Annotated in this window: 26 protein-coding genes and 3 pseudogenes; 14 read left to right on the top strand and 15 right to left on the bottom strand. The window is 66.9% G+C overall.

Annotation, left to right across the window (positions count from 1 at the left end; genetic code table 11):
* Positions 1 to 89: 89 nt before the first annotated feature.
* Complete coding sequence (locus tag BLV94_RS07610) at positions 90 to 764, top strand: ScbR family autoregulator-binding transcription factor (protein WP_072950199.1); 675 nt, start codon at positions 90 to 92, stop codon at positions 762 to 764.
* A 5-nt stretch (positions 765 to 769) separates the two neighbouring features.
* On the opposite strand, the gene BLV94_RS07605 is transcribed toward BLV94_RS07610, so the two are convergent.
* The 5 genes from BLV94_RS07605 to BLV94_RS07590 all read right to left on the bottom strand — a co-directional run bounded on the left by BLV94_RS07605 (position 770) and on the right by BLV94_RS07590 (position 5409).
* Positions 770 to 1696 (bottom strand): ScbA/BarX family gamma-butyrolactone biosynthesis protein, encoded by a 927-nt coding sequence (locus tag BLV94_RS07605; RefSeq protein WP_072950230.1) that lies wholly within the window; start codon positions 1694 to 1696, stop codon positions 770 to 772.
* Positions 1697 to 2081: 385 nt separating this feature from the next.
* Positions 2082 to 2696: an RES family NAD+ phosphorylase gene (locus BLV94_RS07600; protein ID WP_244163543.1), complete on the bottom strand. Its 615-nt coding sequence runs from the start codon at positions 2694 to 2696 to the stop codon at positions 2082 to 2084.
* Positions 2697 to 2715: 19 nt separating this feature from the next.
* A complete protein-coding gene (locus tag BLV94_RS07595) occupies positions 2716 to 3330 on the bottom strand; it encodes a hypothetical protein (protein ID WP_143051364.1) in 615 nt (204 codons plus the stop codon).
* Positions 3331 to 3746: 416 nt separating this feature from the next.
* Entirely contained in the window at positions 3747 to 3893 is a 147-nt protein-coding gene (locus tag BLV94_RS49430) for a hypothetical protein (RefSeq protein ID WP_167372143.1), read from the bottom strand.
* 61 nt (positions 3894 to 3954) lie between these two features.
* On the bottom strand, positions 3955 to 5409 hold the full coding sequence (locus tag BLV94_RS07590) for a WS/DGAT/MGAT family O-acyltransferase (protein WP_072950207.1): 1455 nt from the start codon (positions 5407 to 5409) through the stop codon (positions 3955 to 3957).
* A 370-nt stretch (positions 5410 to 5779) separates the two neighbouring features.
* On the opposite strand from BLV94_RS07590, the gene BLV94_RS07585 reads away from it, so the two are divergent.
* The 8 genes and pseudogenes from BLV94_RS07585 to BLV94_RS07545 all read left to right on the top strand — a co-directional run bounded on the left by BLV94_RS07585 (position 5780) and on the right by BLV94_RS07545 (position 11944).
* Positions 5780 to 6109: an ANTAR domain-containing protein gene (locus BLV94_RS07585; RefSeq protein WP_072950210.1), complete on the top strand. Its 330-nt coding sequence runs from the start codon at positions 5780 to 5782 to the stop codon at positions 6107 to 6109.
* Between the two features lie 21 nt (positions 6110 to 6130).
* A complete protein-coding gene (locus BLV94_RS07580; RefSeq protein WP_072950233.1) occupies positions 6131 to 6322 on the top strand; it encodes a hypothetical protein in 192 nt (63 codons plus the stop codon).
* A 351-nt stretch (positions 6323 to 6673) separates the two neighbouring features.
* Positions 6674 to 7904 (top strand): annotated as a pseudogene (locus BLV94_RS07570) (IS3 family transposase).
* Between the two features lie 52 nt (positions 7905 to 7956).
* A complete protein-coding gene (locus BLV94_RS07565; protein WP_143051362.1) occupies positions 7957 to 8328 on the top strand; it encodes a transposase in 372 nt (123 codons plus the stop codon).
* Positions 8328 to 9245, top strand: coding sequence for an IS3 family transposase (locus BLV94_RS50695; protein WP_072951786.1), 918 nt, complete (start codon positions 8328 to 8330; stop codon positions 9243 to 9245). Before BLV94_RS07565 ends, BLV94_RS50695 begins: the two co-directional genes overlap by 1 nt.
* A gap of 100 nt (positions 9246 to 9345) precedes the next feature.
* On the top strand, positions 9346 to 9555 hold the full coding sequence (locus BLV94_RS51755) for a hypothetical protein (protein WP_074933664.1): 210 nt from the start codon (positions 9346 to 9348) through the stop codon (positions 9553 to 9555).
* Positions 9556 to 9591: 36 nt separating this feature from the next.
* Positions 9592 to 11118 carry a LuxR C-terminal-related transcriptional regulator gene (locus BLV94_RS07550; protein ID WP_074933661.1) on the top strand — a complete coding sequence of 509 codons (1527 nt, stop codon included), beginning with the start codon at positions 9592 to 9594 and terminating at the stop codon, positions 11116 to 11118.
* Positions 11119 to 11605: 487 nt separating this feature from the next.
* Positions 11606 to 11944: a hypothetical protein gene (locus BLV94_RS07545; protein ID WP_244163542.1), complete on the top strand. Its 339-nt coding sequence runs from the start codon at positions 11606 to 11608 to the stop codon at positions 11942 to 11944.
* 272 nt (positions 11945 to 12216) lie between these two features.
* Here BLV94_RS07545 and BLV94_RS07540 read toward each other — a convergent pair.
* Positions 12217 to 12450, bottom strand: a pseudogene (locus tag BLV94_RS07540) (alpha/beta fold hydrolase); the annotation flags it as partial.
* 497 nt (positions 12451 to 12947) lie between these two features.
* Between BLV94_RS07540 and BLV94_RS07530 the strand changes: the two are divergent.
* The 3 genes from BLV94_RS07530 (at position 12948) to BLV94_RS07520 (ending at position 13901) form a co-directional block, all read left to right on the top strand.
* Positions 12948 to 13397 (top strand): DUF1931 family protein, encoded by a 450-nt coding sequence (locus tag BLV94_RS07530; RefSeq protein ID WP_072951656.1) that lies wholly within the window; start codon positions 12948 to 12950, stop codon positions 13395 to 13397.
* A gap of 79 nt (positions 13398 to 13476) precedes the next feature.
* On the top strand, positions 13477 to 13821 hold the full coding sequence (locus BLV94_RS07525) for a DUF3052 family protein (RefSeq protein WP_255315072.1): 345 nt from the start codon (positions 13477 to 13479) through the stop codon (positions 13819 to 13821).
* Entirely contained in the window at positions 13764 to 13901 is a 138-nt protein-coding gene (locus BLV94_RS07520) for a transposase (RefSeq protein ID WP_167372142.1), read from the top strand. The genes BLV94_RS07525 and BLV94_RS07520 overlap by 58 nt, the downstream gene beginning before the upstream one ends.
* A 110-nt stretch (positions 13902 to 14011) precedes the next feature.
* Here BLV94_RS07520 and BLV94_RS07515 read toward each other — a convergent pair whose 3' ends face one another.
* The 6 genes and pseudogenes from BLV94_RS07515 to BLV94_RS07490 all read right to left on the bottom strand — a co-directional run bounded on the left by BLV94_RS07515 (position 14012) and on the right by BLV94_RS07490 (position 20016).
* The gene (locus tag BLV94_RS07515) at positions 14012 to 14269 is read right to left on the bottom strand and encodes a hypothetical protein (RefSeq protein ID WP_072951652.1); all 258 of its coding nucleotides are present in this window, start codon (positions 14267 to 14269) and stop codon (positions 14012 to 14014) included.
* Between the two features lie 149 nt (positions 14270 to 14418).
* Positions 14419 to 14607 carry a hypothetical protein gene (locus BLV94_RS07510; protein ID WP_072951649.1) on the bottom strand — a complete coding sequence of 63 codons (189 nt, stop codon included), beginning with the start codon at positions 14605 to 14607 and terminating at the stop codon, positions 14419 to 14421.
* 228 nt (positions 14608 to 14835) lie between these two features.
* Positions 14836 to 15261 carry a DUF5313 family protein gene (locus BLV94_RS07505; protein WP_072951647.1) on the bottom strand — a complete coding sequence of 142 codons (426 nt, stop codon included), beginning with the start codon at positions 15259 to 15261 and terminating at the stop codon, positions 14836 to 14838.
* Positions 15258 to 16997 carry a SulP family inorganic anion transporter gene (locus tag BLV94_RS07500; RefSeq protein ID WP_074933659.1) on the bottom strand — a complete coding sequence of 580 codons (1740 nt, stop codon included), beginning with the start codon at positions 16995 to 16997 and terminating at the stop codon, positions 15258 to 15260. Before BLV94_RS07500 ends, BLV94_RS07505 begins: the two co-directional genes overlap by 4 nt.
* Positions 16998 to 17147: 150 nt before the next feature.
* Positions 17148 to 17810, bottom strand: a pseudogene (locus BLV94_RS48555) (phosphoenolpyruvate carboxykinase domain-containing protein); the annotation flags it as partial.
* Positions 17811 to 18384: 574 nt separating this feature from the next.
* Positions 18385 to 20016, bottom strand: coding sequence for a GAF domain-containing sensor histidine kinase (locus BLV94_RS07490; RefSeq protein WP_244163834.1), 1632 nt, complete (start codon positions 20014 to 20016; stop codon positions 18385 to 18387).
* Between BLV94_RS07490 and BLV94_RS50690 the strand changes: the two genes are divergently transcribed.
* Positions 19939 to 20199, top strand: a complete 261-nt coding sequence (locus tag BLV94_RS50690; protein ID WP_244163879.1) for a hypothetical protein — start codon at positions 19939 to 19941, stop codon at positions 20197 to 20199. The two genes, BLV94_RS07490 and BLV94_RS50690, sit on opposite strands and share 78 nt — an antisense overlap.
* A gap of 86 nt (positions 20200 to 20285) precedes the next feature.
* Here the strand turns inward: BLV94_RS50690 and BLV94_RS07485 are convergent, their stop codons facing one another.
* Together BLV94_RS07485 and BLV94_RS50685 are read right to left on the bottom strand one after the other, a co-directional pair.
* Positions 20286 to 20933, bottom strand: a complete 648-nt coding sequence (locus BLV94_RS07485; protein WP_072943976.1) for a response regulator transcription factor — start codon at positions 20931 to 20933, stop codon at positions 20286 to 20288.
* A 104-nt stretch (positions 20934 to 21037) separates the two neighbouring features.
* On the bottom strand, positions 21038 to 21217 hold the full coding sequence (locus tag BLV94_RS50685) for a hypothetical protein (RefSeq protein ID WP_244163541.1): 180 nt from the start codon (positions 21215 to 21217) through the stop codon (positions 21038 to 21040).
* A 1017-nt stretch (positions 21218 to 22234) separates the two neighbouring features.
* On the opposite strand from BLV94_RS50685, the gene BLV94_RS07475 reads away from it, so the two are divergent.
* Positions 22235 to 22837, top strand: coding sequence for an Rv1733c family protein (locus BLV94_RS07475; protein ID WP_072943974.1), 603 nt, complete (start codon positions 22235 to 22237; stop codon positions 22835 to 22837).
* A 441-nt stretch (positions 22838 to 23278) separates the two neighbouring features.
* Here BLV94_RS07475 and BLV94_RS07470 read toward each other — a convergent pair whose 3' ends face one another.
* A complete protein-coding gene (locus tag BLV94_RS07470) occupies positions 23279 to 23518 on the bottom strand; it encodes a hypothetical protein (RefSeq protein ID WP_072943972.1) in 240 nt (79 codons plus the stop codon).
* Positions 23519 to 23585 lie beyond the last annotated feature (67 nt).

Here is a 23585-nt window from a genome sequence, read left to right as displayed (position 1 = left end):
GCTGGGCACTGGTAGCGTTCGTCCGGCTAATCGGGGTGGGTAGATTCGTTGGTCGTTTTCTCGCTCACGGGGGCAGGGAAGGTGTTTCAGTGTCTCAACAGGCCAGGGCTGTGGCGACGAGAGCGCAAATCGTGCGCGGAGCGGCGGAGACGTTCGAGAAGCAGGGCTACGTCGGAGCGAGCGTCGGAACGATCATCGAGAACGCCGGCCTCACCAAGGGCGCTCTGTATTTTCATTTCCGGTCGAAGGACGAGTTGGCGCGGCACATCGTCGCCGAGCAGCACGCGATCTCCATTGCCGCGGTCGAGGCAATCGGCCGCGAAGAGGCACTGGCGATCGAGCAGATTGTGATGCTCTGCCATGAGATGGCCCGGCAGATCGTGCACGACCCGATCGTCCGCGCCGGCATCCGGATCACCCTCGAACTGAGCGCCGACGAGCAGGGCCCCACCGATCCGTACCTGGACTGGATCAACGCCTGCGAGCAGTTGGCGCGGCGCGCCATCGAGCAGGGCGACCTCAGGTCTGACATCGATCCGCCGCGGTTCGCCCGGTTCGTGATCGGTGCCTTCACCGGTGTCCACACGGTCTCGCAGGTGCTCGCGCACCGCACCGACCTGGAACAGCGGGTCGACGACATGTGGATGTTCCTGCTGCCCGGGATCATGCCCGAAGACCGGCATCCGGACATCGAGCGGATCCGCAAGGCCCGCAGCGTCGGCGTACCCGTTGTCGGTGCCGGGCAGGTGCCGGCACGGGGCTGAGCAGCTCAGCGGCGGGCAAGCCGCACGCATCCCGTGGTGACGTCGACGCCGGCCTGCCTGATCACCGCCCTCACCGACAACGGATCCCCGTCGAGGACCCGGACACGGACGGTGGCACGCTGATCGAGCTCGGCGAAGCGGTGGAACACCGCGTCGAACGATTCCAGGTGGGCGTCCGGAACCTCGAGGGCCGCGAACGCGCCCTGGCGCAGCGCCTCCAGGAGCAGCATTCCCGGCAGATGATCGAGCGGGTGGTCGAACAACACCGGGTGGGTCACGTCGACCCGCAACTCCCACTCGCCCGGCGCGGACTGCCGACCGAGGACCACGTGCTGGTCTTCGACGTGCCCCACCACGGCGGGTGGTATCGCGGCGCCGCACCTCGCCGGGCCGGGGGTACGCGGACCGGCGGTGCCCCACCGTGCCCTCGCGTAGGCGGACGGCGGGAGTGCCGCGGCGACACCCGATGCCGATCCGATCTCCCGATTCGCCAGCCAAAACCGCAGCTCTATGCGGAAACTTGACAGCACCTCACCGCGGTACACCAGATCGGACAGTGTGGCGGTCGCCGTCACGTCCGCGGCCGACACTCCGACCTCCAAGGCGTCGAGGTGCGCGCGGACGTGCAGGTCGTGCATGATGAATCGCCGGTTCAGCGGCACCCGGTATCGGCTGTGGGCGAGGTAGATCGCCGCTTGTCGCAGTGTTTCTCCCAGCAGCATCGGGTCGTACAGGCCGTCCCGGGCGCGGTAGAAGCCGTGCAGTCGCGGCCACTGCGCCGCGACGGCGAACCCGTTCGGCTCAGGGAGCTCGACGCAATCGGTGAGGAAGACCTCCGCGACCGCCTGGCGGTGCACGTAGCGGCGGGTCACCGGCCGCTCGAACGACAGGACGGGAAGTGCCTCACGCAGCGGTTGACATGCTCGCGTCACGAACCCCTCCACAGAAACCGACCGGTCCTATATGCCGGGATGTCGAACTATAGAACTGGAGTCGGACAAACCGATCAGCCGGGTGACATCCCGCGGCGAGCCCGCGAAAAACCGCGGAGTGGGGCACGGTTCGGGAGGGAATGACGGCCGAATCGTCACCCGTCGCCGACGCGCCGCGAAAGTGTCATTCACCGACCCTACGAACGCCCGGGTAGGAAGGCCCGCAGCACGGCAAATACCTTATCGCCGTGCGACTTCGGTCCTGTGGGGGAGGATCGGCCGCAGCGTTCGGCCGGACGACGGCGATAAGCCGTCTCGAGGTGGTCTCGCACCGCCCACAGTCACGCGAAACCATGGCGATCCTGCATGAGATCTACGTAGACGCTCAGATGAGTGTGGCGTTGTATTTTGCGAGATGGGATCGGACCAGCTCCAACCCGGCGCGGTCATCGAGCACGATCGGGCCCCGGGACACCGTCATCAGATCAGGCAGCCCCACACCGGCATTGGGCTTGATTGCCATGACGACGGAGAACTTGTCCTCGTCGTTACGTGCCCGGTATTTGATACCGAGAACCCCGTCGGTCCCGTGCAGGATGGCTGCCGCCCAGTCCCGGGTGGTCCGGTAGTCGACGGGATCGCATTTCGTCAGCCAGGTGTCCTGACCGATCGCCGCCAGATGCGAGCCGTGCACCAGTGCGACTGGGACATCGTCGGTGACGGTGACCTGGGACAGGACCCGACCGGCCAGCTTGGCCTTCCGCAGGATTCTCGGAAGGTGATCATCGAGCGGCAGCGACCGGCAGTAGGTCTCCGCGATGCAGGTGGAGATGTCCTCCCCGAAATAGCTGTAGTGGTACGACCCGTCGGCGGAGTCGAACCGTCCGCCCGCTGCTCCCGCCGGGGTCGGATTCAGGGTCAGGGCACCCCGGTTCGGGTCGCCGGAGTGGATGCGCCAGAGCGTGGTTCCCGCGGTGAGCGACCCGACGTGCGCGGTCACCGAGGCCGGTGGTGGGCGGTTAGGCAAGGTCGTCGGCGATCTCGGCTCGCAGCAACGCGCGCACGGCGGTGAACGATCCCTCGCCGAGCAGTTGGACCGGGGATTTGCGGTCTTCGGTCGACGGGTTCGGCGAGAGCCACCACGACGCGACCCCCCACGGATCGTCCCGGGCACCGAGAGCCACGTTGCCTTCCCGCACTACCTGATTCGCCTCGCCCGGCAGGGAGAACTGAAACTCCGGATACCGGAACTTCCCGGCCCGCTTGAGTCCGATGACCTCACCTTTGGCGCTGAGCTTGCGGAGCGCATCGCTGGGATTGGCCCAGTTCTTGTCGTAGTCGTCGGCGACCTCTTTGGCGGAGAGGTGCGGGAACGACAGGATGCGTTCGACGGCGTCGCTCAGCACCGTCTTCTCGTCGAGGATGTCGTCCGATTCGATGAGCTCGAGGATCGGGTCGTCCCGATCGATCCGCCCGGCCAGCATGATGTGGGTGACCCTGTCGGCGACCAGCCGCATGCTCGGCCTCTTGTACAGCTCGGCGCGCATCCGGGCGATGAACTCGTGGTCGCTCACGCCGCTGCGCTGCTGTTGCGGATCGGACTCGAAGCTCGAGCCCGCGGTCGTGTGCGCCATGTTCCCCTCCTCGGTGCCCGGGCAGACACCCTCGACCACTTCTATATAGAAGTCTACCGTAGATCTGCGTTCGAGGGCAGGGCCCGGAAAGTGGGCCGATGGCATACCGCCGAACGGGCCCGCACCCGGGCCGCTGCCGACGGACGCCGCTCGTGCGCAGTGCGGGTGCCGTGCTCCCGAGTCTGTGCGACAAGTATGTGACCAGCAGGAACGAGGCGACACGGTGTAAGACGAATCATCGGGGGGGTGCGTCGACGAAGACATCGAGTAAGGGGGGTGGGTCCCGCGCACTGAGGCCGGCGCCTCGCTGCTGATCGATGTCTCGACGATCTCGATCACCCCGCCCGCGACGCCCACGCCCTCGTGGTCGCGAGGACTGGTGTCGGGCCACGCCCGCAAGGACCCAGGCGACGGTGTCAGCGCGCCTGATGGTGCTGATCGGGGCGGTCGTCGGCGAACATGGCCTCGATCCGGGCCTTGATTTCCTCGGTGCTGATCGCCGTGTGGTGTGGGGTGCCGTGGACTCCGGTTGTTGCGGTGGCTGGTGTGGTCGGGGTGTTCATCGGGAGAGTTCCTGTCTTCGTTCCGAGGTGGGGGAAGTTTCTGTGCGGGTGGGGCGTGGGGTCAGAGTCCGACGGCGGTCTCGAGGAGGTCGAGTTCGGCGTCGAGGTGGTCGAGCATGGGGTGCAGATCCGGGACGGTGCGGCGGCAGCCGGTGAGGCCGAAGACGATCTGGTCGTCGCTGCTGGTGCAGGTGATGTTGAGTGCCTGCCCGGTGGTGGGGATCGAGAGCGGGTAGAGGGTGTCGAGTCGGGCCCCGTTCCAGTACAACGGGGTTCGCGGGCCGGCGACGTTGGAGATGACGACGTTGAACGGTGGCCGCAGCGGCCCCCGTCGGCCGAGGAACATCTCGACTCCGAGCGGGGCGGCGCCGAGGGCGCTCATCGCGAGCACCTGGGCGGGGCTCATCGCCTGCAGGGCGGCCTTGCCCTCGTTCATGCAGTTGCGCACGGTCTCGAGGCGGTGCGCGGGGTCGGGAAGGTGGGTGGCCAGGTTGCACATGAGCACGCCCACCCGGTTGCCTCCGGGAGTGCGGTCACCGGTCCCGGTGTCCGGCGCGCGCAACGAGACCGGGACCATCGCGATCAGCGGGTTGTCCGGCAACGCGTCGCGGGTGTGCAGGTAGGCCCGGAGGGTGCCCGCGCACATCGTCAGCACGATGTCGTTGATGGTGGCGTCGGCGTGCTTGGCCAGCAGGCGGATCCGTTCGAGGGGGAAGGACCGGGCGGCGACGTGCCGGGCTCCGCTGATCGGCACGTTGAACAGGGTGTGCGGTGCGGTCAGCGACAGCGCACCGCCCGTGCCGCGTCGGGCCCGATCCACGGTTTCCACCGCCGCGGGCACCAACCCGGCCACCTCGCCGACCGCGGCGCGGGCGGCGCCCCACGCCAGTCCCGGCAGCGTCGCCAGTCCCGGCAGCGTCGCCAGTCCCGGGAGCGTCGACCCGCCCTGAGTGTCCGTGCCCCCGGTCGGTGCAGGGACGACAGTCAACCGATGGTGGGGTTGCCAGGGGGCGGGCATGTTCTGCCGGTGCGGGTCCTCGCTCATGCTCTCGCGCAGCAGCCTCATCGACGACGCCCCGTCGGCGAGGGCGTGGTGGATCTTGGTGTAGATCGCGTAGCGGCCGTCGGCGAGTCCCTCGATCAGGTGCATCTCCCACAGGGGGCGGCTGCGGTCGAGCAGGGTGCCGTGCAGTCGAGACACCAGGGTCATCAGTTCGGTCATTCCGGCCGGCTGGGGCAGGGCATCGCGGCGCACGTGGTGTTCCAGATCCACCTCATGGTGCGGGAGGGTGTCCCAGCCCCACTGGCCGAGCGAGGTCAGCGAACGGCGGGCCCGCTTACGGAAGGGTGTTGCCACCTGGTCACCGAGAAGGGCCGCGTCGAACATCGCGCGCACATCTGCCGCCGAGGCGCCCTCCGGTGGGGTGAACACCGCCAGGCCGCCGACGTGCATCGGATGCTCGCGGGACTCGCCGAGCAGAAACAGTGAATCGGTCGGTGCCATCGGCAACAACATGTGTGTCCTTACCGTTCCCGAAACCGGATCCACCTGCGCGGATCCGTTCCCCCGAAACTGATGGTCAAGTCGATGTAGTCGTTTCGCAATATAACGTTTAGATGTGGTTCAGATCACAAACCCGTCTCGCTGTTTCCGTTCTACAGCACCACCACCGCCCGCGCCACCTGCGCGGATGGGCGCCCTTACCTGGACGTTTGTGTAGACGGCCGGCGCGCGGCGTGTGCTAGAACTGATCTGGCATCGGCAGTGACATGACTCACATTGTTCGTCCCACGGGGGTTTGTCCGCACACCGGCGGGTCCCGGCCGATGCACGAGAGCGAAGGACCGGGTCCCGGCCGATGCACGAGAGCGAAGAACCACGCCCCATGATCGAGGACACCACCGAACCACCCCTCACACCGGTTCCCGGCCCGACGCGCCTGATTCCCCGCCGGCGGCCCGACGGTCGCGAACTCCTCGCCACCGCGAAGGGAATCCTGATCGCCGCCCGCGGCTGCAGCGACGCCCAGGCGTTCGACGAACTCCTCGACGTATCCCGTCGCCATCACCTGACCGTGATCGGCGCGGCCCGGAGTCTGGTCGACCTCACCGCAGGACCCACACCCCGGCGTCGCCGGTCCGACGCCGTCCGATTCGACGAATGGGAACAGCTGATCACCCAGCTTCCCCCACGCCGCCACGCGCACGCGAGCTGACGCGACAGGATGCGCACGATCATGTCTGAGACCGACAGTTGGAACGACTCCATCGGCACCGCAGCGAGCCAACCGGGCGAAAGCGCGGCGCCGGTCGCCGACGAGGCGATCGTGTGGCCCGAACCCAGCCCGCTCGATTCCTGGTGGGAGCACGTGGTCCACGACCACCCGGCCCCGCCCACCGCCGAGTCCGCACTCGGCACCGACAAGTAGCGGTCCGGCGACCGGGCCGAGGTCACGATTTTCGGCCGAAACCGCATGCCGCGACACGTATCCCGTTTGCTACCGTCAGCCATCGCTTGGATGGTCCTGCGTGAGAATCGAGAGGCGAGCGTCCCTCATTTTCTGAGCGCTGATGCGGAGGAGACGGAAGGTGCCGGAGCGACCCGGGTCCGGGTTGGAACGGCTCGGCGCGCTTGTGTGGGCCACCACGGCCGCGCGGGTTGTGGCATCCTGGGTGCACAGTGTCGAAGTCGCGGGGGTGACATGACTGTTGGGGGTTCCCCCTCGAGTGTGGACGTCGTGAACACTGGATCGTGAAGGTCCAGAGGAAGAGATTCACTGATGGTCATGAAGGCGTACTCGGCGGAGTTCAAGGCCGATGCAGTCGCGTTGTACCTGTCCGATCCAAGCCACACGTTCGAGGGCATCGGCAACGACCTGGGAGTCAGCCGCGAGACCCTGCGCAACTGGGTGCGGGCCGAACGCAAACGCACCGGTACCTCCACGGCCGAGCTCCGGTCCGGCGGGGCGGAGCGGGCGGTATCGCCGGGCGCGGTATCGTCCGAGTCCGTGTTGGAGGAAGAGAACAGGCAGCTCAAGGCCCAAATCCGGAAGCTCGAAACCGAGCGGGAGATCCTGCGGAGGGCAGCAAAGTATTTCGCGGGCGAGACGTCTTGGTGAGCAGCCACTTCCAATTCGTTGACGACCACTGCGACACCTTTCCGGTGAAGTGGCTGTGCCAGATCCTCGAGGTCTCCCGCTCGGGTTTCTACCGGTGGCGGGCCTCCGCGCCGGCCCGGGCCGCCCGCGCCCACTCCGATCAGGAGCTGGCGGCGCGGATCCGCACCATCCATGCCGATTCCGACGGCACCTACGGGGCCCCGCGGGTGACCGCTGAACTGCGCGATGCCGGGATCGAGGTCAATCACAAGCGGGTCGAGCGGGTGATGCGTGAGCACCGGATCGTCGGGGTGCATCTGCGCAAACCGGTCCGCACACTATCCCCGCCCCGGATGCGGCCCCGGTTCCGGACCTGATCCGGCGGGATTTCACCGCGAGCGCCCCGAACACCAAATACGTCGGCGACATCACCTACCTCCCGGTGGGTGACGGTGAATTTCTGTATCTGGCGACGGTGATGGACCTGGGCTCGCGCCGGTTGGCGGGGTGGTCGATCGCCGATCACATGCGTACCGAGTTGGTCACCGATGCGTTGCGGGCGGCGGCGGCCTGTCGCGGCGCCGCCGGGCTCGATGGGGCAATTTTCCACTCTGACAACGGATCTCAGTATGCATCGGCCGAGTTCGCCGACCTCTGTCGCGAGTTGGGGGTGACGACATCGCGGGGCGCGGTCGGAACGTCGGCGGACAACGCGGCTGCCGAGTCGCTGAACGCGACGCTGAAACGGGAGACGCTGCAGGGCCGGAAGCGCTGGAACAGTGCGGGTGAGGCACGCGCCGCGGTCTTCCGTTGGATCACGCGGTACAACACCAGAAGGAGGCATTCGAGCCTGAGCCAGATCTGCCGGGTCGAGTTCGAACGGCGATCGGCTACGCTGGCCACCGCCGCATAAAGATGGGTGTCCACATCTCGGGGGGAACGCCGTTTGAGGTTCTCCCCGGAAAGTGGACACCGACTTGGCGGGACACCGGTCCCGCTGGAAGGATGTCCGTATGCCCCCTCGCAAGCGTCGGTCGTTCACGACCGAGTACAAGGTCGAGGCTGCCCACCGGGTGATCGACTCCGGTCGCACCATCGCAGAGGTCGCCCGAGAACTCGGCCTCAACGAGAGTCTGTTGGGTGAATGGGTCAAACTCGAGCGGCGCAGAATCGCCGCCGCAGAGTCCCACGGAGAGAAGCCTTTGGACGCGGCCGAACACGCCGAGCTACTCCGATTGCGAAGGCAGGTAAGCGAACTCGAGAAGGACAACGCTTTCCTGGTAAAAGCTTCGGCGTACTTTGCCGCGATGCAGAAGAACCGACCCGGTTCGATCTGATGGCCAAGTACGCCGGCCCCGACAACATCGAAGAGACCGCCGGCACCGCCGCGCCGGAAGGTGAACGGTTCTCGATCCTGCGGATGGCGAGACTGCTGGAGGTGTCCACATCGGGCTACTACCAGTACGTCAAGCGCAGAGTCGCCACGGTGTTGACGCCGAGGCAACAGCGTCGCGCCGACCTCGAAGTCAAGATCGTCGAGATCCACCGGGAATCGAAGGGTACCTACGGGTCGCCGCGGGTCACGGCCGAGTTGCGGGCGCGTGGTGAGGTGGTGAACGCCAAGACCGTGGCCAAGATCATGGCCTCGCTCGGTGTGGAGGGCATCAGCCCGCGCACGTTCAAGGTCAAGACCACGGTGGTCGATCCGCAGGCGTCGTTCCCGCCGGATCTGATCGAGCGGCACTTCGATCGGGGCCGGCTCGATGCGGTCTGGTTTACCGACATCACCTACCTCACGTGCGGTGAGGGGGACATGTTCTTGTGTGCGATCCGGGACGGTCATTCACGGAAGGTGTTGGGATACAGCATTGCTAATCACATCAGCGCCGAGATGGTCACCACCGCCATCGATCGAGCCGTGGCCACGCGCGGTGGGCGGTATCGCGAGACGATCCTGCATTCGGACCGGGGTGGGGAATACACTGCCCACCTGACCGCGGCGTCGTGTGTGCAGCACGGGTTGCGTCGGTCGATGGGTGCGACCGGGATTTGTTGGGACAACAGTCCATCCGAATCGTTTTGGTCGATCTTCAAGCATGAAGAATACTATCGGCACGTCTATGCAACGAAGGCTGATCTCGTTGCTGGCGTTGACAACTGGATTGTCTTCTACAACACTGTTCGACGGAACTCTACGGTGGGGATGCACAGTCCCGACAGCTACGAGAAGTTGCTTCAGGTGGGAGTCGCCTGAGGCACGCAACCCCCTTGTCCACCGTTCGGGGGGAACCTCACCACCGCTGTCGGTCCCGAGCCGGCAGCCGCCGCTGCGGGGGCTGCCCAGCTATGACGCGGTGACCCTGTTCGTGCAGAGAGCGGTCGCCGCGGTACCCGAATTCGAGCTCACCGAGGACAACCGAGTCACGGTCACCCGGATCTGTCAGCAGCTCGACGGACTGCCGTTACCGATCGAGTTAGCGGCCGCGCGGCTGCGGGCGATCTCTGCCGCGGACATCCTCGATCGGCTGAGCGACCGGTATCGGCTGCTGGCCGGGGGCCGTTGAGGCGTCCCGACACGGCAGCAGACGCTGCGCCTGTCCGTGGACTGGAGCTATGACCTGTGCGAGCCGGAGGAGGCGCGGCTGTGGGCACGGCTGTCGGTGTTTGCCGGCGGGTTCGAGCTCGATGCCGCCGAAACGATCTGCGCCGCAGACCCCGAGCCCGAGACTATGCTCGACGTGATTACCTCGCTGGTGGACAAGTCGATCCTGATCCGGGAGGAGCCGGGCACTGCGGTGCGGTACCGAATGCTCGAGACCCTGCGCGAATACGGGCGGGAAAAGCTGCAGGACACCGGCGAGTCCGCGGCCCTGCGACGGCGGCACCGCGACTGGTACGAGCAACTGGTGCTGCGTGCGGAGGCGGAATGGATCGGCCCGAACCAATTGGGGTGGATCGCCCGCCTCGAGCGCGAACACCGGAATCTGCGTGAGGCTCTACGGTTCTGCCTGACCGAGCCCGCCGAGTCGGAGCACGGTCTGCGGCTGGCGGCTGCCCTGAATCTGGTCGTGCTCGCCCGCGGGATGTCCGGCGAGGGCCGGTACTGGTTGGACCGCGTGCTGGCCCACCACAGCGGCACCCCGACGACGCACCGGGTCGATGCCCTGTGCGCCGACAGCGTGTTGGCCGGGGTGCAGGGCGACCTACCGGCGGCGACGGCTCTGGTCGAGGAGGGCCGGATGCTCGCCGAGGCGGTGGGCGACGGCAGCACCACACGTGCCCTCGTCGACCAGGCCGACGGGCTCCTGGCGCTGCACAGCGGCGACCTGGACCGCGCGGTCACCTCCCTCGACGCCGCTGTCGCAGCATTCCGTACGGCCTTCGACCTCCGCCGGGAGGTCGAAGGCCTGACCGCGCTCGGTCTGGCCACCGCGCTCCTCGGGGACACGCCGCGGGCGATCTCGCAGATCGAGGAGGTCCTCGCGATCACCGAACTCCACGGCGAATCGGTGCAGCGCGCCTACTCGCTGTGGGCACTCGGGCTGGTGGTGTGGCAGAACGAACCACGGCGGGCGACCGGGCTGTTCGAGCAGAGCCTGCGCTTGTCCCGCCGCTCCAATGTCCCGCTCAGCTCTGCCCTGTGTATGGACGCCCTGGCCTGGATCGCGGCACGCGAACAGCAGGCACGGCGATCTGCCATGTTGCTGGGCGCCGCCGAGGCACTGTCGCAGGCCATCGGAAACCCCACCGTCACCGTCCCCCACCTGCGGCACCACCACGAGGAATGTGAGCGACGGACGCGCCGGGCGCTCGGTGATCGCGCGTTCGAGGCGGAGATCCGCCGCGGGCAGGCCCTGAGCCTCGCCGACGCCCTCGCCCTCGACGAGGAACCACGGACCGCACCGCTGCCCCGGGTCGACGCGGCGACCATCCTGACTCGGCGCGAGCGGCAGGTGGCCGACCTGGTCGCCCAGGGCCTGACGAACGGGGCCATCGCCGACCGGCTGGTGATTTCGCCGCGCACCGCGCAGGGACACGTCGAGCACGTCCTCGCCAAGCTCGGGTTCACCTCACGCGCACAGATCGCCGCCTGGGTCGTCGGGCAAACCCGAAACGATCAGCCCTGATCGGCGCGTCGTTCCGGAACACGGGTGCCCTCTAGCCGATGCTTCGCCAGCCCATCAACCGGTTCGCAACATGGGCCCGACGGCTGCAATTGACATGGATCGGCATTCGCTCTCACCGACGTCGTGGGCCCGCCTCGCCCACAGGCAACACAGAGCCCTTCGCTCGACAATCGAGCACCGTCCACCCTTCGGGCCTGGGCGAATGTCCCCAGCCAATGAGTAGGCGGTCGACGCACCTACGCAGCGGGCGGCGGCGTCATGAAATTACTTAGCAAAAGGAGTTAGCACTCCCACAACGCGAGTGCTAAATTCGTGTGGGGTCTACGTCACAAGCGGAGACCCACGACCGAGTCGCAACCATCGACCACCGAAACGGCCTCGACCACACCGCTCCCGTTGCGCCCGAACAGTTCCCGAAGACGCTTCCGGTCTCGTCAAACCGATTTGTTCCCGTCGACCCGACTCGTCAACCGTACGAAGGAGGATCATGACCGCCGCCGTCCCCGACAGCCCCAGTGCCGACCACCGCATGTGTCCCTCCCTCGACGACAACGGGATACGGAAGCAACGTGGGTCGCGGTTGCCCGCCGTGTCGATCGCCCTCGGGGCGCTGTCCGTGGCGTCGTTCTGGGTGGCCGGACTCGGCTTCCTCTTGGGGGTGGCCGCGGTGGTCTGCGGCGCCGTCGCCACGTCGCGGTCCGCGGTAGCGGACGACGAGGCGGCATCGTTGCGGGCCCTCCTGGGTGTCGTTGCCGGCGCCGCGGGTATCACCGTCTCCGCAATCGCCCTGTTCCCCATGCCGCGCACCTGTGAACCGCGAATCTGACGGCTTCATTTTTGGTCCCCATCCGGGGGTCTGCTGCAGTTCGGTCGCCCACGCCCCCTCCCGCCCTGAGCGGCGACGATCGCGCCGCTCGTCAGATTCGAGAAATGTTCTGACAGTGCAGCATTAACGACCAAGACCCAATCTGATCGCCTACGAAAGGATCGGTCGGACGGCGACCGGTTTCGGAGCCGAAGCCGGTTCGCCGCTGCAACCGACACCGATGCAGATCCGAGCTGAGCCCTTGACCGGTTGCGTCCGAGGCCTCGACCGCGTCAGTAGCGCACTTCGACAACGTCTTCGTCGAGAAAGCCCTTCAATCCGCCACTGAAGACATCGTTGTCGTCGCCGGCGACCATATGGCCGGCCCCGGTGACGTCGATCAGCTTGGCGGTCGGGATCAGCTCGAGCAGCTCCTTGGCGCCTTCTTCGCTGACCACATGGGATTGCTTGCCACGAACGAGCATCGTGGGAACAGTGACCGCAGCCGCGGCGGCACGAGCGCGTTCGTCATCGTGTCTCCTTCGTGTCGGTGTTGCCGCCGGCGATCACCGTCAGATGCCCGGTCCTCTCGGTGGCGAGGCCGGTCCCGTTTCGGAGGCCGCTCGGTCGTCGTCGTGAGCGGCGGCGAACATGGCCGCGATCCTCGATCTTTCCCGGTGTGCAACGAGATGCTTCGTGCCGTGGCGAACGTGTCGAGACGCGCGGCCCCGCGGATTCGGATCCGGATCCGGGTTGGGACGCGGTGGGGCACTCGGGCCAGGGGATGCTCATCGAGCCACGTCGATGTCGGCGGCCGCGATGGCGGAGCCGTGTTACCCGCGCCGCTATCTCATTTGTCGCCTGCCCAGCGGTGCTGACCGGCCATGGTGGCGGAGCACCCGGTGCCGCAGGCACTATCGAATGATCTGCAGGCGTGACTGATTTCGAAAGGGTCCCCCGGAGATGGACGCCCCGGGATGGGTGAACTCGCGCTGCTCGTAATGTCGAAACGGGGTGACCGGTAATGACCGTGATGACGGTGTCCCAGTTTCACTGCCTGTGTCGGCTCGCCGCGCACCTCGAGGTCGACGGCAATGATCTGCCGCGCTTCAGTGACCTGGTCACCCGCGTGCTCTTTCATCTGCTGCTGGCGGCACAGGCTTCGGCTGCCGCCCACGGCCGATACATCATCGAACCGGCCGACCTGCCGATCACCACCGGGCTGCAGGCGAGTATCCGCCGGTACCGCACCCTGGACATTCCACTCGATCTCGACCGGATCCTGGATCAACTCGCCGCGCACCGACCACTCGACCGGATCCTCGCCACCGACACCCTCGCCCGCGTCCCGGACCTCGTCGGCGGTCTGACCGTGACACTGGCGCGCACGTTTGCCGCCGCCTACCCGGGGCGCATCCACCCCCGCACCACGGACTGGGAGGCGATCGGTGCCGTCGCCGATCTATATCTGTAATATTCGAAGATGGTGGCCTGTACGAATATTGACGACCCACGTCACGCTCGCGCGATTATTTCGTCGGCTTCGGTGAACGATCGGGACCGGGTGGTGTGATCGGGCACGTCATGCGCGGGAACTCTTCCTCGCCTTCGGGATGGTGGTGCAGGAGCTCGGCTGGGCGTCGGAGGTCGCCGGCACCCGGCCGGTTGGCGAGAATCACCGCGAGCGGGTCGACGTGGTGCTGCTGTGGTGGCGGGCGAGAGACGGGAACCTCGTCGGCGCCCTGCGCGGTGTGACGACCATGCTGTCAGCGGTGGGGTTCCCCCGAATAGTGGACACCGAGATAGCGGGACCGATGGTCTCGCTGGAAGGATGTTCACTATGTCCCGTACTCGGTCATATACGACCGAGTACAAGGTCGAGGCGGCCCATCGAGTGATCGATTCGGGCCGCACCATTGCCTCCGTCGCCCGTGATCTCGGACTGAACGAGAGCCTGCTCGGGTGGGGCGCTGAGTGAGACGCCACAGCGAGTTCCGGACCCCCGCGCCGACGCCGACGCCGCGAGTCCGTGATTCACCCGCGGTCGGGAGATCGGCATCGGACCTCGCTGAGGGCGGGATGGAGAGGTCAACCGCGGGCGAGGCGGCGTACGGCGCCTCGGAGGGTGTGTTCGATCCGGGGCAGGTCGATGTCCTCAGGGGCGGTGGCGGTGTTCTGGGTGGGGTTCCAGCTGATTCGGCGGTCGATACCGGTGGCCGCGGCGGCGAGTTCGGTGCTCCACTCGCTCAGGGTCGGTTCGGGGTTGTCGACGCCTTCCCACTCGAGAATCCAGAGGGCGAGTGAGTGCCACTGCAGATCGGTTGCGTGAATGGTTCGGATGGTCATCGGGTCCTGGCTTCTGTTGGGTTGGTGGGCGGGTTTCTGCGGTCGGCGATCTCGGCGAGCATGGTGGTGGGATGGTTCCGGCGTCACCGCGGGCGACGCGCCGGGAGGACAGGGTCGGGCAAGGGAATGCGGGGAGAAGGTGTGCGGAACTACTCGCGGTCCGGCGCTCCCACTGATCGGCGGCTCAACCGTTCCGTGATCTGGTCCGGTTCCACCAGCTCGAAGTAGCGCGGATCGGGATTGGTTCGCGCCGCGACGATGTCGCCGTAGTTGATCATTCGGGTCGCAGCGCCGAGATGGATTCTCTCGTGGCTGCCGACGTATCGGAAATGGAGCATGACGTTCCTCCCTCGCGGGCGTGGCCGATGAACAGTCGCACTGCCGGACGGGTATGAGGCGCCACCATCCATGCGCGTCGGCCCAGCCTGAGTTGTGTGAGCCCCGGGTTCCCCCTCGCTCGATCCTGGGCATGACCCATCTCAGCCCACTGTAACTTTCATGTTTTCTACTTATGAAGATTAGCAATTGCACCCCAGGATGTGGGCTGCACCGGGGGTCTTGCTGGATCAGGGGGCCGACCGGTAGCGGGATTCGTAGGAGGCCTGCTCCTGGTCGAGGCGGCGTCGTTGGTGAATGTTGAGGAGCGCGGGGTCGAGGCCGTGGCTGACGAGACGGTGGCGGAGGTAGATGTTCTTCAGGGCGAGAAGGAAGTACACGAACGGCAGGAACAGCAGCAGCACCATGCCGGTGCGGATGATCCAGGGGCCGGGAATGAGCAGGAGCCCGACCAGGATCGGAATCAGCGGGATGAGGCAGCGGGTGGCGTAGCGGCGGGTGGCTCCGGGGCCGGTGGTGTCCGCAACAACCCACGGGTGCAGCTCGGCGGGCAGGGTGCGGCCCAGCAGGTAGCCGAGGCGTTGGCCCGCGGTGGGTTCGGGTGTTGGGGTGGGTTCGGAGGTGGGGGTCGTGTTGTCGGCGGGGTTCTCGGTCATGGTCGGTCCTCGTTCGTGGTGGGGGTGTAGTGGTGTTCGGGTCGGACGAGCGTGCGGGCGTAGGCGATGGCGCGCGGGGTGGTGTCGAAGAGGCGCCGGTCTTCGCTGTCGGTGGTGGTGAACACCCCGAGGGCCTTCAGGGGGCGGAGGTGTTCGGGTTTGGCTCCGGAGATCAGGACGGTGATGTGCCGGTGCTCGAGTTTGGTGATGACGTCCTTGAGGACGATCCCGCCGGTGGCGTCGATGGCGGTGATCCGCGACATCCGCAGGATCACCACCTTCACGTCGGAGACGTCGGCGAGTTCGAGTAGGAACCGGTGCGCGGCGGCGAAGAACAGGGCGCCGTCGATCCGGTACGCGACGATGTGCTCGCGGAGCAGGTCGTGTTCCTCGACCAGGTGGTCGTCGGTTTCGAGCGGGACCTGTTCGATGCGGGCGGATTTCGCGACCGCGCGGAGGGCGAGGACGGCGGCGAATCCGACTCCCACGGCGACCGCGGTGACCAGGTCGAAGACGACGGTGACCAGGAAGGTGGCGACCATGACGATCGTGTCGGCGCGGGTGGCTCGGGTGATGGCCAGGATCGACGCGGTCTCGACCATCCGCACCGTGGTCGCCAGCAGCACCCCGGCCAGGGCGGCGAGCGGGATCTGCGCGACGAGCCCGGCCGCCGAATACACGATCGCCGCGAGGAGGAGTGCGTGGGTGAGGGCGGCGAGCCGGGTGCGGGCACCGGAGCGGACGTTGACGGCGGTGCGGGCGATCGCCCCGGTGGCCGGCACCCCGCCGAACAGCGGGGCGGTGATGTTCGCCAGCCCCTGCCCGAACAGTTCCCGGTCCGGGTTGTGGCGGGTTCCCACGGACATCGAGTCGGCGGCGGTCGCCGACAGCAGGGACTCGAGCGCCGCCAGCGCGGCGACCGCGAGGGCGGGGGCGATCAGCGAGGTCAGCTCACCGAGGTGCAGGAAACTCAGGGTGGGTGCGGCGAATCCGGCCGGAATGGTGCCGATCCGGGCGATGTCGAGGTGAAAGAGCTGCGCGATCAGGGTGGCGGCCGCGACCGCGATCAGGGAGAACGGGACGCGGGGGAGGTAGCGGCCGCCGACGAGGATGACCGCGGCCACCGACAGTGCGGTCGCCGGGGTCAGCAGGGAGGGGTCCTGGGCGAACTGGCGGACGGCGTCGGCGGCGCTCTGCCACACCTTCTCCCCGGCGGCGCCGGTGATGCCCAGCGCGGCGGGAAACTGCTGCAACGCGATGACGACGGCGATCCCGGCGGTGAATCCCTCGATCACCGGGGCCGGCATGTACCGCACGGCCCGGCCCACGCCGGCGAACGCCAGGACGACCAGCACCATTCCGGCGATCAGCCCGACCGCGAGCACCCCGGTCGGCCCGTACTGGCCGACGATCGGCACCAGTACGACGGTCATCGCCCCGGTCGGGCCCGACACCTGGAAGCGGGACCCGCCGAACACGGCCGCCACCGCCCCGGCGATGACGGCGGTGGTCAGTCCGGCGGCGGCGCCGAGGCCGGAACTGATGCCGAACCCCAACGCCAGCGGCAGCGCCACCAGCGCGACGATCAGCCCGGCGAGTAGGTCCGCGGCTGGGGCACCGGCCGCGGGTTTCCATTCACCCCAGCGCGGCAGCAGCGCGGCCACCGACCGCGCCGCCCGCACGAGGGTGCTTCCGGTCGCGTCGGCCGGGCCGATGGGGGTGGATGGTTCGGTCATCGGCGTTCCTCGGTGGTGGTGGCCAGCGGCGTCCATAGTTGCTAATGTTAGCAAGTAGTCATCATCGAAAGTAGAGTGATGTGGGTAACCCCGCATCGTGGGCCTGCCGGTGGCGCGGCGGTTGGTTGTCGCCGGCACCGGTCGACGGTGTCAGCTCGTATCCGGCCCCGCGTTCGGGCCGACCCGCGGTGGCCCGAACACCGACCGTGACGCGCTCCACTCACCCGATACACACAGCAAGGAGAGAGCGCACCAACGAGTGCAGTCGTTGCGCGGTCGTTGCCCGAAGCGGGGCTGCGCCCAGCGGGATTCCCCGTCCTCGGAGGCGGCGGGGGCGCGCCGGCGATCGGCGGTGTCCTCGATGCGCCGCAACGCCCACTCGAGGATCCGGGAGTTCTCGCCGAAGCCGGGCCAGAGGAATTTGTCGTCATCGCCGCGGCGGAACCAGTTGACGTAGAAGATCTTCGGCAGCACCGGGTGGGTCTGCTCGCCGATGTCGAGCCAGTGCTGGAAGTAGTCGCCGACGTGGTAGCCGAGGAACGGCAGCATCGCCATCGGGTCGCGGCGCACCACACCGACCTTTCCGGCGGCGGCGGTGGTTTCCGAGGACAGGGTGGCGGCCAGGAACACCCCGTGCCGCCAACTCAATGATTCGGTGACCAGGGGGATGGTGGTGGCGCGGCGGCCGCCGAAGAAGATCGCCGAGATCGGCACCCCGGCCGGATCGTCCCATTCGGGGGCGACGGTCGGGCACTGGGCGATCGGGGTGCAGTACCGCGAGTTCGGGTGCGCCGCCGGCTCCCCGCAGGCCGGGTCCCTGCTGGTAGCGTCGCCCAGCTCGCGGGTCTGGGGCTTCGGATGATCGCTTTTCGCTCGCGGGCAGGAAGGTTGGCAAGGGTTCAACAGGCACGCGCGGCAGCGACCAGGACGCAGATCGTGCGCGGCGCAGCGGAAATGCTCGACACGTGGGGGTTCGAGGGCGTGGGGGATGGTCGAAAAATCACAGGACGTGCGCTGGCCGGCGCACCGTGGGTGGTGGTCGTCGTGCAGATGGGCCTGATGGGGTGCGGACCGCCCGCCATCGGGCACCGTGCGTGGGTGGCGACCGCGGAGCTGGCCGATCCAGGAATCTGCGCTCAACGATTCCCCGCTGATTCGAGCGACGACGGTCGCTGCAGTTTTCGATGTTCGAGGAGTTCACCGGCCGGGGTTTCTGTGAAAAGGCTGGTGTGAACGTGTTCCTCGTCGTCGAAGAGCTCGTCGGCCTGACGATCGGGACACCGTAGGTGCCCGGCACGAACTGGTCGCGATCACCGATCGGCGCGGCCCACGGACAGTTGGGGGTGACGAAGAACTTGTGTTCCGACAACAATAGGGGCGGCGACGGTCAGGTGGCTCCTCGAGGAAAAGTGCGGGGCGGAAAGTCTGGGATTCCTCTCATCGTCGCGGTGCACCCATCACGGGCGTAGGGACGGAGGTTCCACCTTGATGGGCGGGGCCGAGACCGAACCCGGTTCAGGGGAGCGGGCCAGTGGAGGGTCGCTCCGCCGTCGGGGTTCGTGTCGACGGTGCAGCGCCCGTTCACTTCCCGTGCCCGGGCCACCAGGTTGTCCAAGCCGCTCCGGGGGACGTTCTCCGGGATGCCGGTGCCATTGTCCGCGGCCTCGATGGCGAGATCGTCGTAGACGGAGATGCTGACCGTGACGGTGTCGGCCGATGCGTGCCGGACCGCGTTGCTCAACGCCTCACGCAGACTGCCTCGGCATGTTCGGCGAGCGTGGCGTCGATGACGGACAGCGGCCCGAACATGTGCACGGTCGTGCGGAGCCCGGAATCGGCGGTGGTTTCGGCGACGATGTCGTGCAGCAGCCGCCGCCGGAACTGGGTCATGCCACCCGAACCGCCGTGAACGTCGAAGATGGCGGTGCGGATATCGCGCACGATGTCGTGCAGGTCGTCGATCGCTTGTTCGAGTCGCTGTTTGAACGCTCGGTGCCTTCGTCCGCTGCAAGGTGCTCTGCAGTGACAGGCCGACCGCGAAGAGCCGCTGGATGACGTGGTCGTGGAGGTCGCGGGCGATGCGATCGCGATCGGAGAGGACGTCGAGCTCACGCATTCGGCGTTGACTGTTGGCGAGTTGCAGCGCGACGGCCGCCTGATCTGCGAACCCCGACATCAACGCCAGCTGGTCATCCGTGAACGGCGACGCCTCGACGTGACGGAGGGTCACCAGCACCCCTGTCACCGATTGCGCGGCGCGCAGCGGCAGCGCCAGCGCAGGACCGAACCGCGTTCCTGTCTCGAACCCCGGATCGAAGGCCAGCGCGGTGACGTGAAGCGGTGTCCGCTCGCGGAAAGCCTCACCGGACGTGGATTTGTCGACCGGGATCGCCCGGCCGATGATGCGATCCGACACCGTCCCCGCCGATGCCGTCACCACGAGTTCGGTGACCTCGTCCGACGGGATGTCGGGGTCTTCCGGCACCGCGAGGAAGGCACTGTCGGCGCCGGTGAGGGCAAGCGCGTCGTCGGCGATCACCTGCAGCACCTCGGCAGTGTCGCTGCCCGCGAGTAGTTCGGTCGCGATGTCGCGTGTCGCCTCGAGCCAGGCTTGCCTCGTCCGGGACTCCTCGTATAGCCGGGCGTTCTCGATGGCGATGCCGGCGGCGGCCGCGAGGGCGCGGAGAAGCACCTCGTCGTCCTCGGTGAAGTCTGCACCGTTCGCTTTCTCCGTCAGATACCGATTCCCGAACACCTGGTCCCGGAGCTGAATGGGAACTCCGAGAAAGGTTTTCATTGGAGGATGATGGGCCGGGAATCTCACCGACGCGGAGTGAGAGAGAGGTCGTTGAGCCGGACGGGCTTCGGATTGGTGATGAGGAAACCGAGGACCCCGCGACCACGGGGCAGGTCGCCGATACGCGCGCGTGTCTCGTCGTCGATGCCCTCGAAGACGAACTCGCTCAGGCTCTCTCCCCTTTTGAAGCGAGCACCCGAGCGCGCCGTAGCGGGCATCCACCAGATTGATCGCGGCATGGACGATGGTGCGGAGGGTGTTGTCGAGGTCGAGTTCGGATGTGACGGAGAGCATCGCCTCGAGAAGTCCGTCGATGTGATCTCGGGCATCGACGATCTGCGCGATGCGTTCCTGCACCTCGGTCAGCAGCTCGCGGAGCCTCAGTTCGGACAGGGCACCGAGTAGCGGCCCTCGGTCGCGCTCATCCGATTGACGGTCACGCGATCTATTCCCCCATGTAGTGGCATCGATAAGTGTCGGAACTACTCTCGTCAGGTGCCGGACTGCTTCGACTGCATCTTCGTGGCGAGCAGCGCTGCCTGAGTCCTGCGCTCCACACCCAGCTTGGTCAGCAGCCGGGACACGTAATTCTTGACGGTCTTCTCCGCGAGGAACATCCGCGCAGCGATCTGACGGTTGGTCAACCCCTCGCCGAGAAGGGCGAGCAATGTCCGCTCCTGATTCGTCAGGTGCCCGAAAATTCCGTCCTTCCCATTGGCGTCCGCCCGAACCTTGGTCATCAGAGCCCCGGCGGCGCGGCCGTCGAGCAGCGACTTTCCGGCCCCCACGTCGCGGACGGCCTGGGCCAGGTCCATGCCCCGGATGTCCTTCACCACGTATCCACTGGCCCCGGCGAGAATCGCGTCGAGCATCGCCTGCTCGTCCGTGAATAACGTCAGGATGAGGCAGTGCAACTCCGGCATCAGCGAGTGCAGTTCGCGGCACAGTTCGATTCCGTTGCCGTCGGGCAAGCGCACGTCGAGGACGGCGACATCGGGTTTGAACGCCGGGATCCGCGCCATCGCCTGCGCATAGGAGGCAGCCTCACCGACCACTGTCAGCTCCGGATCGGAGGTGAGAAGATCCGCGATCCCGCGCCGGACGACCTCATGATTGTCCACCAGAAACACCCTGATCATGGGGCTACCTCCAGTCTGGCTGCGTCGACCCTTCCGGAAACGCAGATTACGTCGGCGACAGGAAGTGTCCGACGCTTCCCTGTCGACGGAGCGGCCGGTGTTCATTACGATGCCGGACGGGCCGGGCGCGCTCCATGCCAGCGTGACCGGTGCGGCATCAACATCGCCACCGCCAGACCGACGGTGGCGACGAGCGTCGCGGCAGCGCCGACTCCGACGGGCGGGGTTGCGAGCCAGGCGCCGAGCAGGACGACCACGCCTGCGACCGCTGCTCGCGACACCACGGCAAGTGCGAACCCGACGGGACGTAGGTACAGGAACTGCCCGGGGCTCGTCGTGCCGGTGACGGTCGTCGCGCGGCCGCAATGCGGTGGAATGACCTTCGAATATCATGTCCTCCCTCCTTCCGCTCACGGGTGGCTCCGATCTCGTGCGTCGGCCTCTTCCCCCACGGTGCGATAGCGGCGAGCGTTTTCCCAGGGTCAAAGGTCACACTTCTCGGGAACCCCCGGTACGACGGCGCGATCTCTGTCACGTTCGGCCACCGATCCGAGATCTGGGCCTCGGCTCCGTGGCTTCGCCGATGTGCGATGGAAGGGATCAACGGCACGGCATCCCGCCACTCCAATTGCGTAGGATATGTTGCGTTCGATCCGAGTCGAAGGCTGGCAGCTCGGTCCGCTCCCCCGCGGAAGCAGGCAATCGGTCGTCTTCCTGCACGGGTCCGGTCTCGATGGCCAGGTATCCGTTCGTCACCTTCAGGAAGCTGATCGACGCGGGGTTTCGCCAGTATGCCGCCTGCGCTTCCCGGATTCGGCGGGACCACCAGCCTCCCTGCCGGGCACCGAATCTTCGTCGGAATGCTCCAGTGGATCGGGCATTTCGCTGACGCGATTGATCTACCGCCACCAGTGGCGGTAGTCGGGCATTCCGGCGGCGGCGTCGCGATCGGGACCACAGATGAATTGCCCGACCTGGCTGCGCGATTGGCTCCTGTGAACCCTATGGGCGGCTCGTGAGGGGCAGGCGATCCCCTTCTCAAACGGGAGGATCGTGGCCTTTCCGAGGTGCGGCGAAGTCGAGCCGTCACTCCCGGCTGATCAGAATGTGAACCAGTGCAGTGCAGTGCAAAGACCACCAGTCGCCGGCACGATGCCGGACGAACGTTCCTCGTGCGCGCAGCGTCTCACGACAACGACAAGGACTTCACTGGTCACTGGTGTCAATGACCTTGTGCCCTAGCCCGTGCGCCTCGTGTGCGGAAGACTGTGAAACCGAACGGCGGTCCGAGGAGGAATGTGATGACCACCGATCAGGTACTGCGCTGGTGGCGTCTGGCGCCCTGGAGCCGAAATCCCCTCATGCGGGCCACGGACCGCTGCGATTCCGTCGTCGCGGCCGTCCTGATCACCTTCATCCTGATGGTGGTCCCGTTCGCAGCGGCGTTCGGAACCGTGACGTACACCAGTCTGAACGAACGGTCTCACGCCGAACTTCGGACCAGGCATGCGCAGTCAGCCGTTGTCATCGATGATCCGCGACATGTGGTGGTCGCGGATGCGCCCAGCCGTTCCCCGGAAATGCAGAGCCGTGCGACGGTTCAGTGGACTGCGCAGGACGGTGTCCTGCGCTCGAGTGATGTGGAGATCAGACCCGGAACGCACCGGGGCGACACCGTCACTGTGTGGGTGGACATGAACGGAAACGTTGTCGACGAGCCCAGGTCGGGAGTGGAGAACGCGGCGATCGCGGTGTGCGCGGCCCTGTTGGTCTGGACGGTGGCGGCGGTCTGCTCCCTGCTGTTGTACGTGGGGGTGCGGTGGATGAATGGACGAAGCCGGATGCGCCAGTGGGATCGCGCATGGAGGGATTTCGGCCGAACACCGGGCTGGCCGGTGAGCTGACACACTGGTCCGCCGGTCGTGGACCGGGGCGCGGACTCTACCTGGCCCAGAATGATCGTGCACCGACCTCTGCTCGACTCGGTCTACGTGGTCGTGGCAGGAGATCTTCACCGCGCGTGGATTTCCGGCGCTCATGCTGACCGCAGCGTCTCACCCGCTTATCGTCGGTCGCAGTTGGTGACCGCGATAGACGATCGGAAACCTCGAGCACGCCAGGCGGGTTGGTCCGTGTTGGACCGAGAACGAGTAGATCTCCACGGGTTTCAAGTCCGGTGAAACCACGCTGAAGCAGGTCGATACTTCCGGTCATGGCTGCCCGGTGGATTCACTCGGATGTCGCCCCTCCCTGGATGTCGGTGATGTCGGCCGCGTACATTCGGTCGAAGAATTCTCCAGTCCGGAGCCGCATAGCTCGCCGGCAAGTCCGTCAAAAGGCAATCCCTACCTGAACGGCGTGCTCGGCGAGCAGCCGACGCCGCCGCCACGACCGAAGCTTTCCTCGGCGAACGCGACCGGCGCACGTCCCGCGGCGCGGGCAAGCTGACAGCGCTCGTCGCGGTTGCCCGCTCGATCCTTGTCATCGTCTGGCACCTGCTCGTCGACGCCGGTGTCCGCTTCCGTGACCTCGGGACCGACCGCCACACCCTCCGGCTCCACACCGCACGCAATCTGCAATCGCATCGCCCAACTCGCCGCGCTTGGCTACAGCGTCACGCTAGAACCCGCTGCCTGACCCCATGCCCACCGC

The sequence above is a fragment of the Rhodococcus koreensis genome (genome assembly GCF_900105905.1).
Taxonomy (GTDB): domain Bacteria; phylum Actinomycetota; class Actinomycetes; order Mycobacteriales; family Mycobacteriaceae; genus Rhodococcus_F; species Rhodococcus_F koreensis.
The sequence above is the reverse complement of the archived record's forward strand: the minus strand, read 5'-3'. Positions and strand labels throughout refer to the sequence as shown.

Excerpts from the sequence above, each read along its gene's own strand:
- BLV94_RS07595 (WP_143051364.1), bottom strand. The coding sequence starts at position 3,330 with ATGGCGCACACGACCGCGGGCTCGAGCTTCGAGTCCGATCCGCAACAG.
- BLV94_RS49430 (WP_167372143.1), bottom strand. The coding sequence starts at position 3,893 with ATGAACACCCCGACCACACCAGCCACCGCAACAACCGGAGTCCACGGC.
- BLV94_RS07590 (WP_072950207.1), bottom strand. The coding sequence starts at position 5,409 with ATGTTGTTGCCGATGGCACCGACCGATTCACTGTTTCTGCTCGGCGAG.
- BLV94_RS07585 (WP_072950210.1), top strand. The coding sequence starts at position 5,780 with ATGATCGAGGACACCACCGAACCACCCCTCACACCGGTTCCCGGCCCG.
- BLV94_RS07580 (WP_072950233.1), top strand. The coding sequence starts at position 6,131 with ATGTCTGAGACCGACAGTTGGAACGACTCCATCGGCACCGCAGCGAGC.
- BLV94_RS50695 (WP_072951786.1), top strand. The coding sequence starts at position 8,328 with ATGGCCAAGTACGCCGGCCCCGACAACATCGAAGAGACCGCCGGCACC.
- BLV94_RS07545 (WP_244163542.1), top strand. The coding sequence starts at position 11,606 with ATGACCGCCGCCGTCCCCGACAGCCCCAGTGCCGACCACCGCATGTGT.
- BLV94_RS07530 (WP_072951656.1), top strand. The coding sequence starts at position 12,948 with ATGACCGTGATGACGGTGTCCCAGTTTCACTGCCTGTGTCGGCTCGCC.
- BLV94_RS07520 (WP_167372142.1), top strand. The coding sequence starts at position 13,764 with ATGTCCCGTACTCGGTCATATACGACCGAGTACAAGGTCGAGGCGGCC.
- BLV94_RS07515 (WP_072951652.1), bottom strand. The coding sequence starts at position 14,269 with ATGACCATCCGAACCATTCACGCAACCGATCTGCAGTGGCACTCACTC.
- BLV94_RS07510 (WP_072951649.1), bottom strand. The coding sequence starts at position 14,607 with ATGCTCCATTTCCGATACGTCGGCAGCCACGAGAGAATCCATCTCGGC.
- BLV94_RS07505 (WP_072951647.1), bottom strand. The coding sequence starts at position 15,261 with ATGACCGAGAACCCCGCCGACAACACGACCCCCACCTCCGAACCCACC.
- BLV94_RS07500 (WP_074933659.1), bottom strand. The coding sequence starts at position 16,997 with ATGACCGAACCATCCACCCCCATCGGCCCGGCCGACGCGACCGGAAGC.
- BLV94_RS50690 (WP_244163879.1), top strand. The coding sequence starts at position 19,939 with ATGCCCTCGAAGACGAACTCGCTCAGGCTCTCTCCCCTTTTGAAGCGA.
- BLV94_RS07485 (WP_072943976.1), bottom strand. The coding sequence starts at position 20,933 with ATGATCAGGGTGTTTCTGGTGGACAATCATGAGGTCGTCCGGCGCGGG.
- BLV94_RS07475 (WP_072943974.1), top strand. The coding sequence starts at position 22,235 with ATGACCACCGATCAGGTACTGCGCTGGTGGCGTCTGGCGCCCTGGAGC.
- BLV94_RS07470 (WP_072943972.1), bottom strand. The coding sequence starts at position 23,518 with ATGCGATTGCAGATTGCGTGCGGTGTGGAGCCGGAGGGTGTGGCGGTC.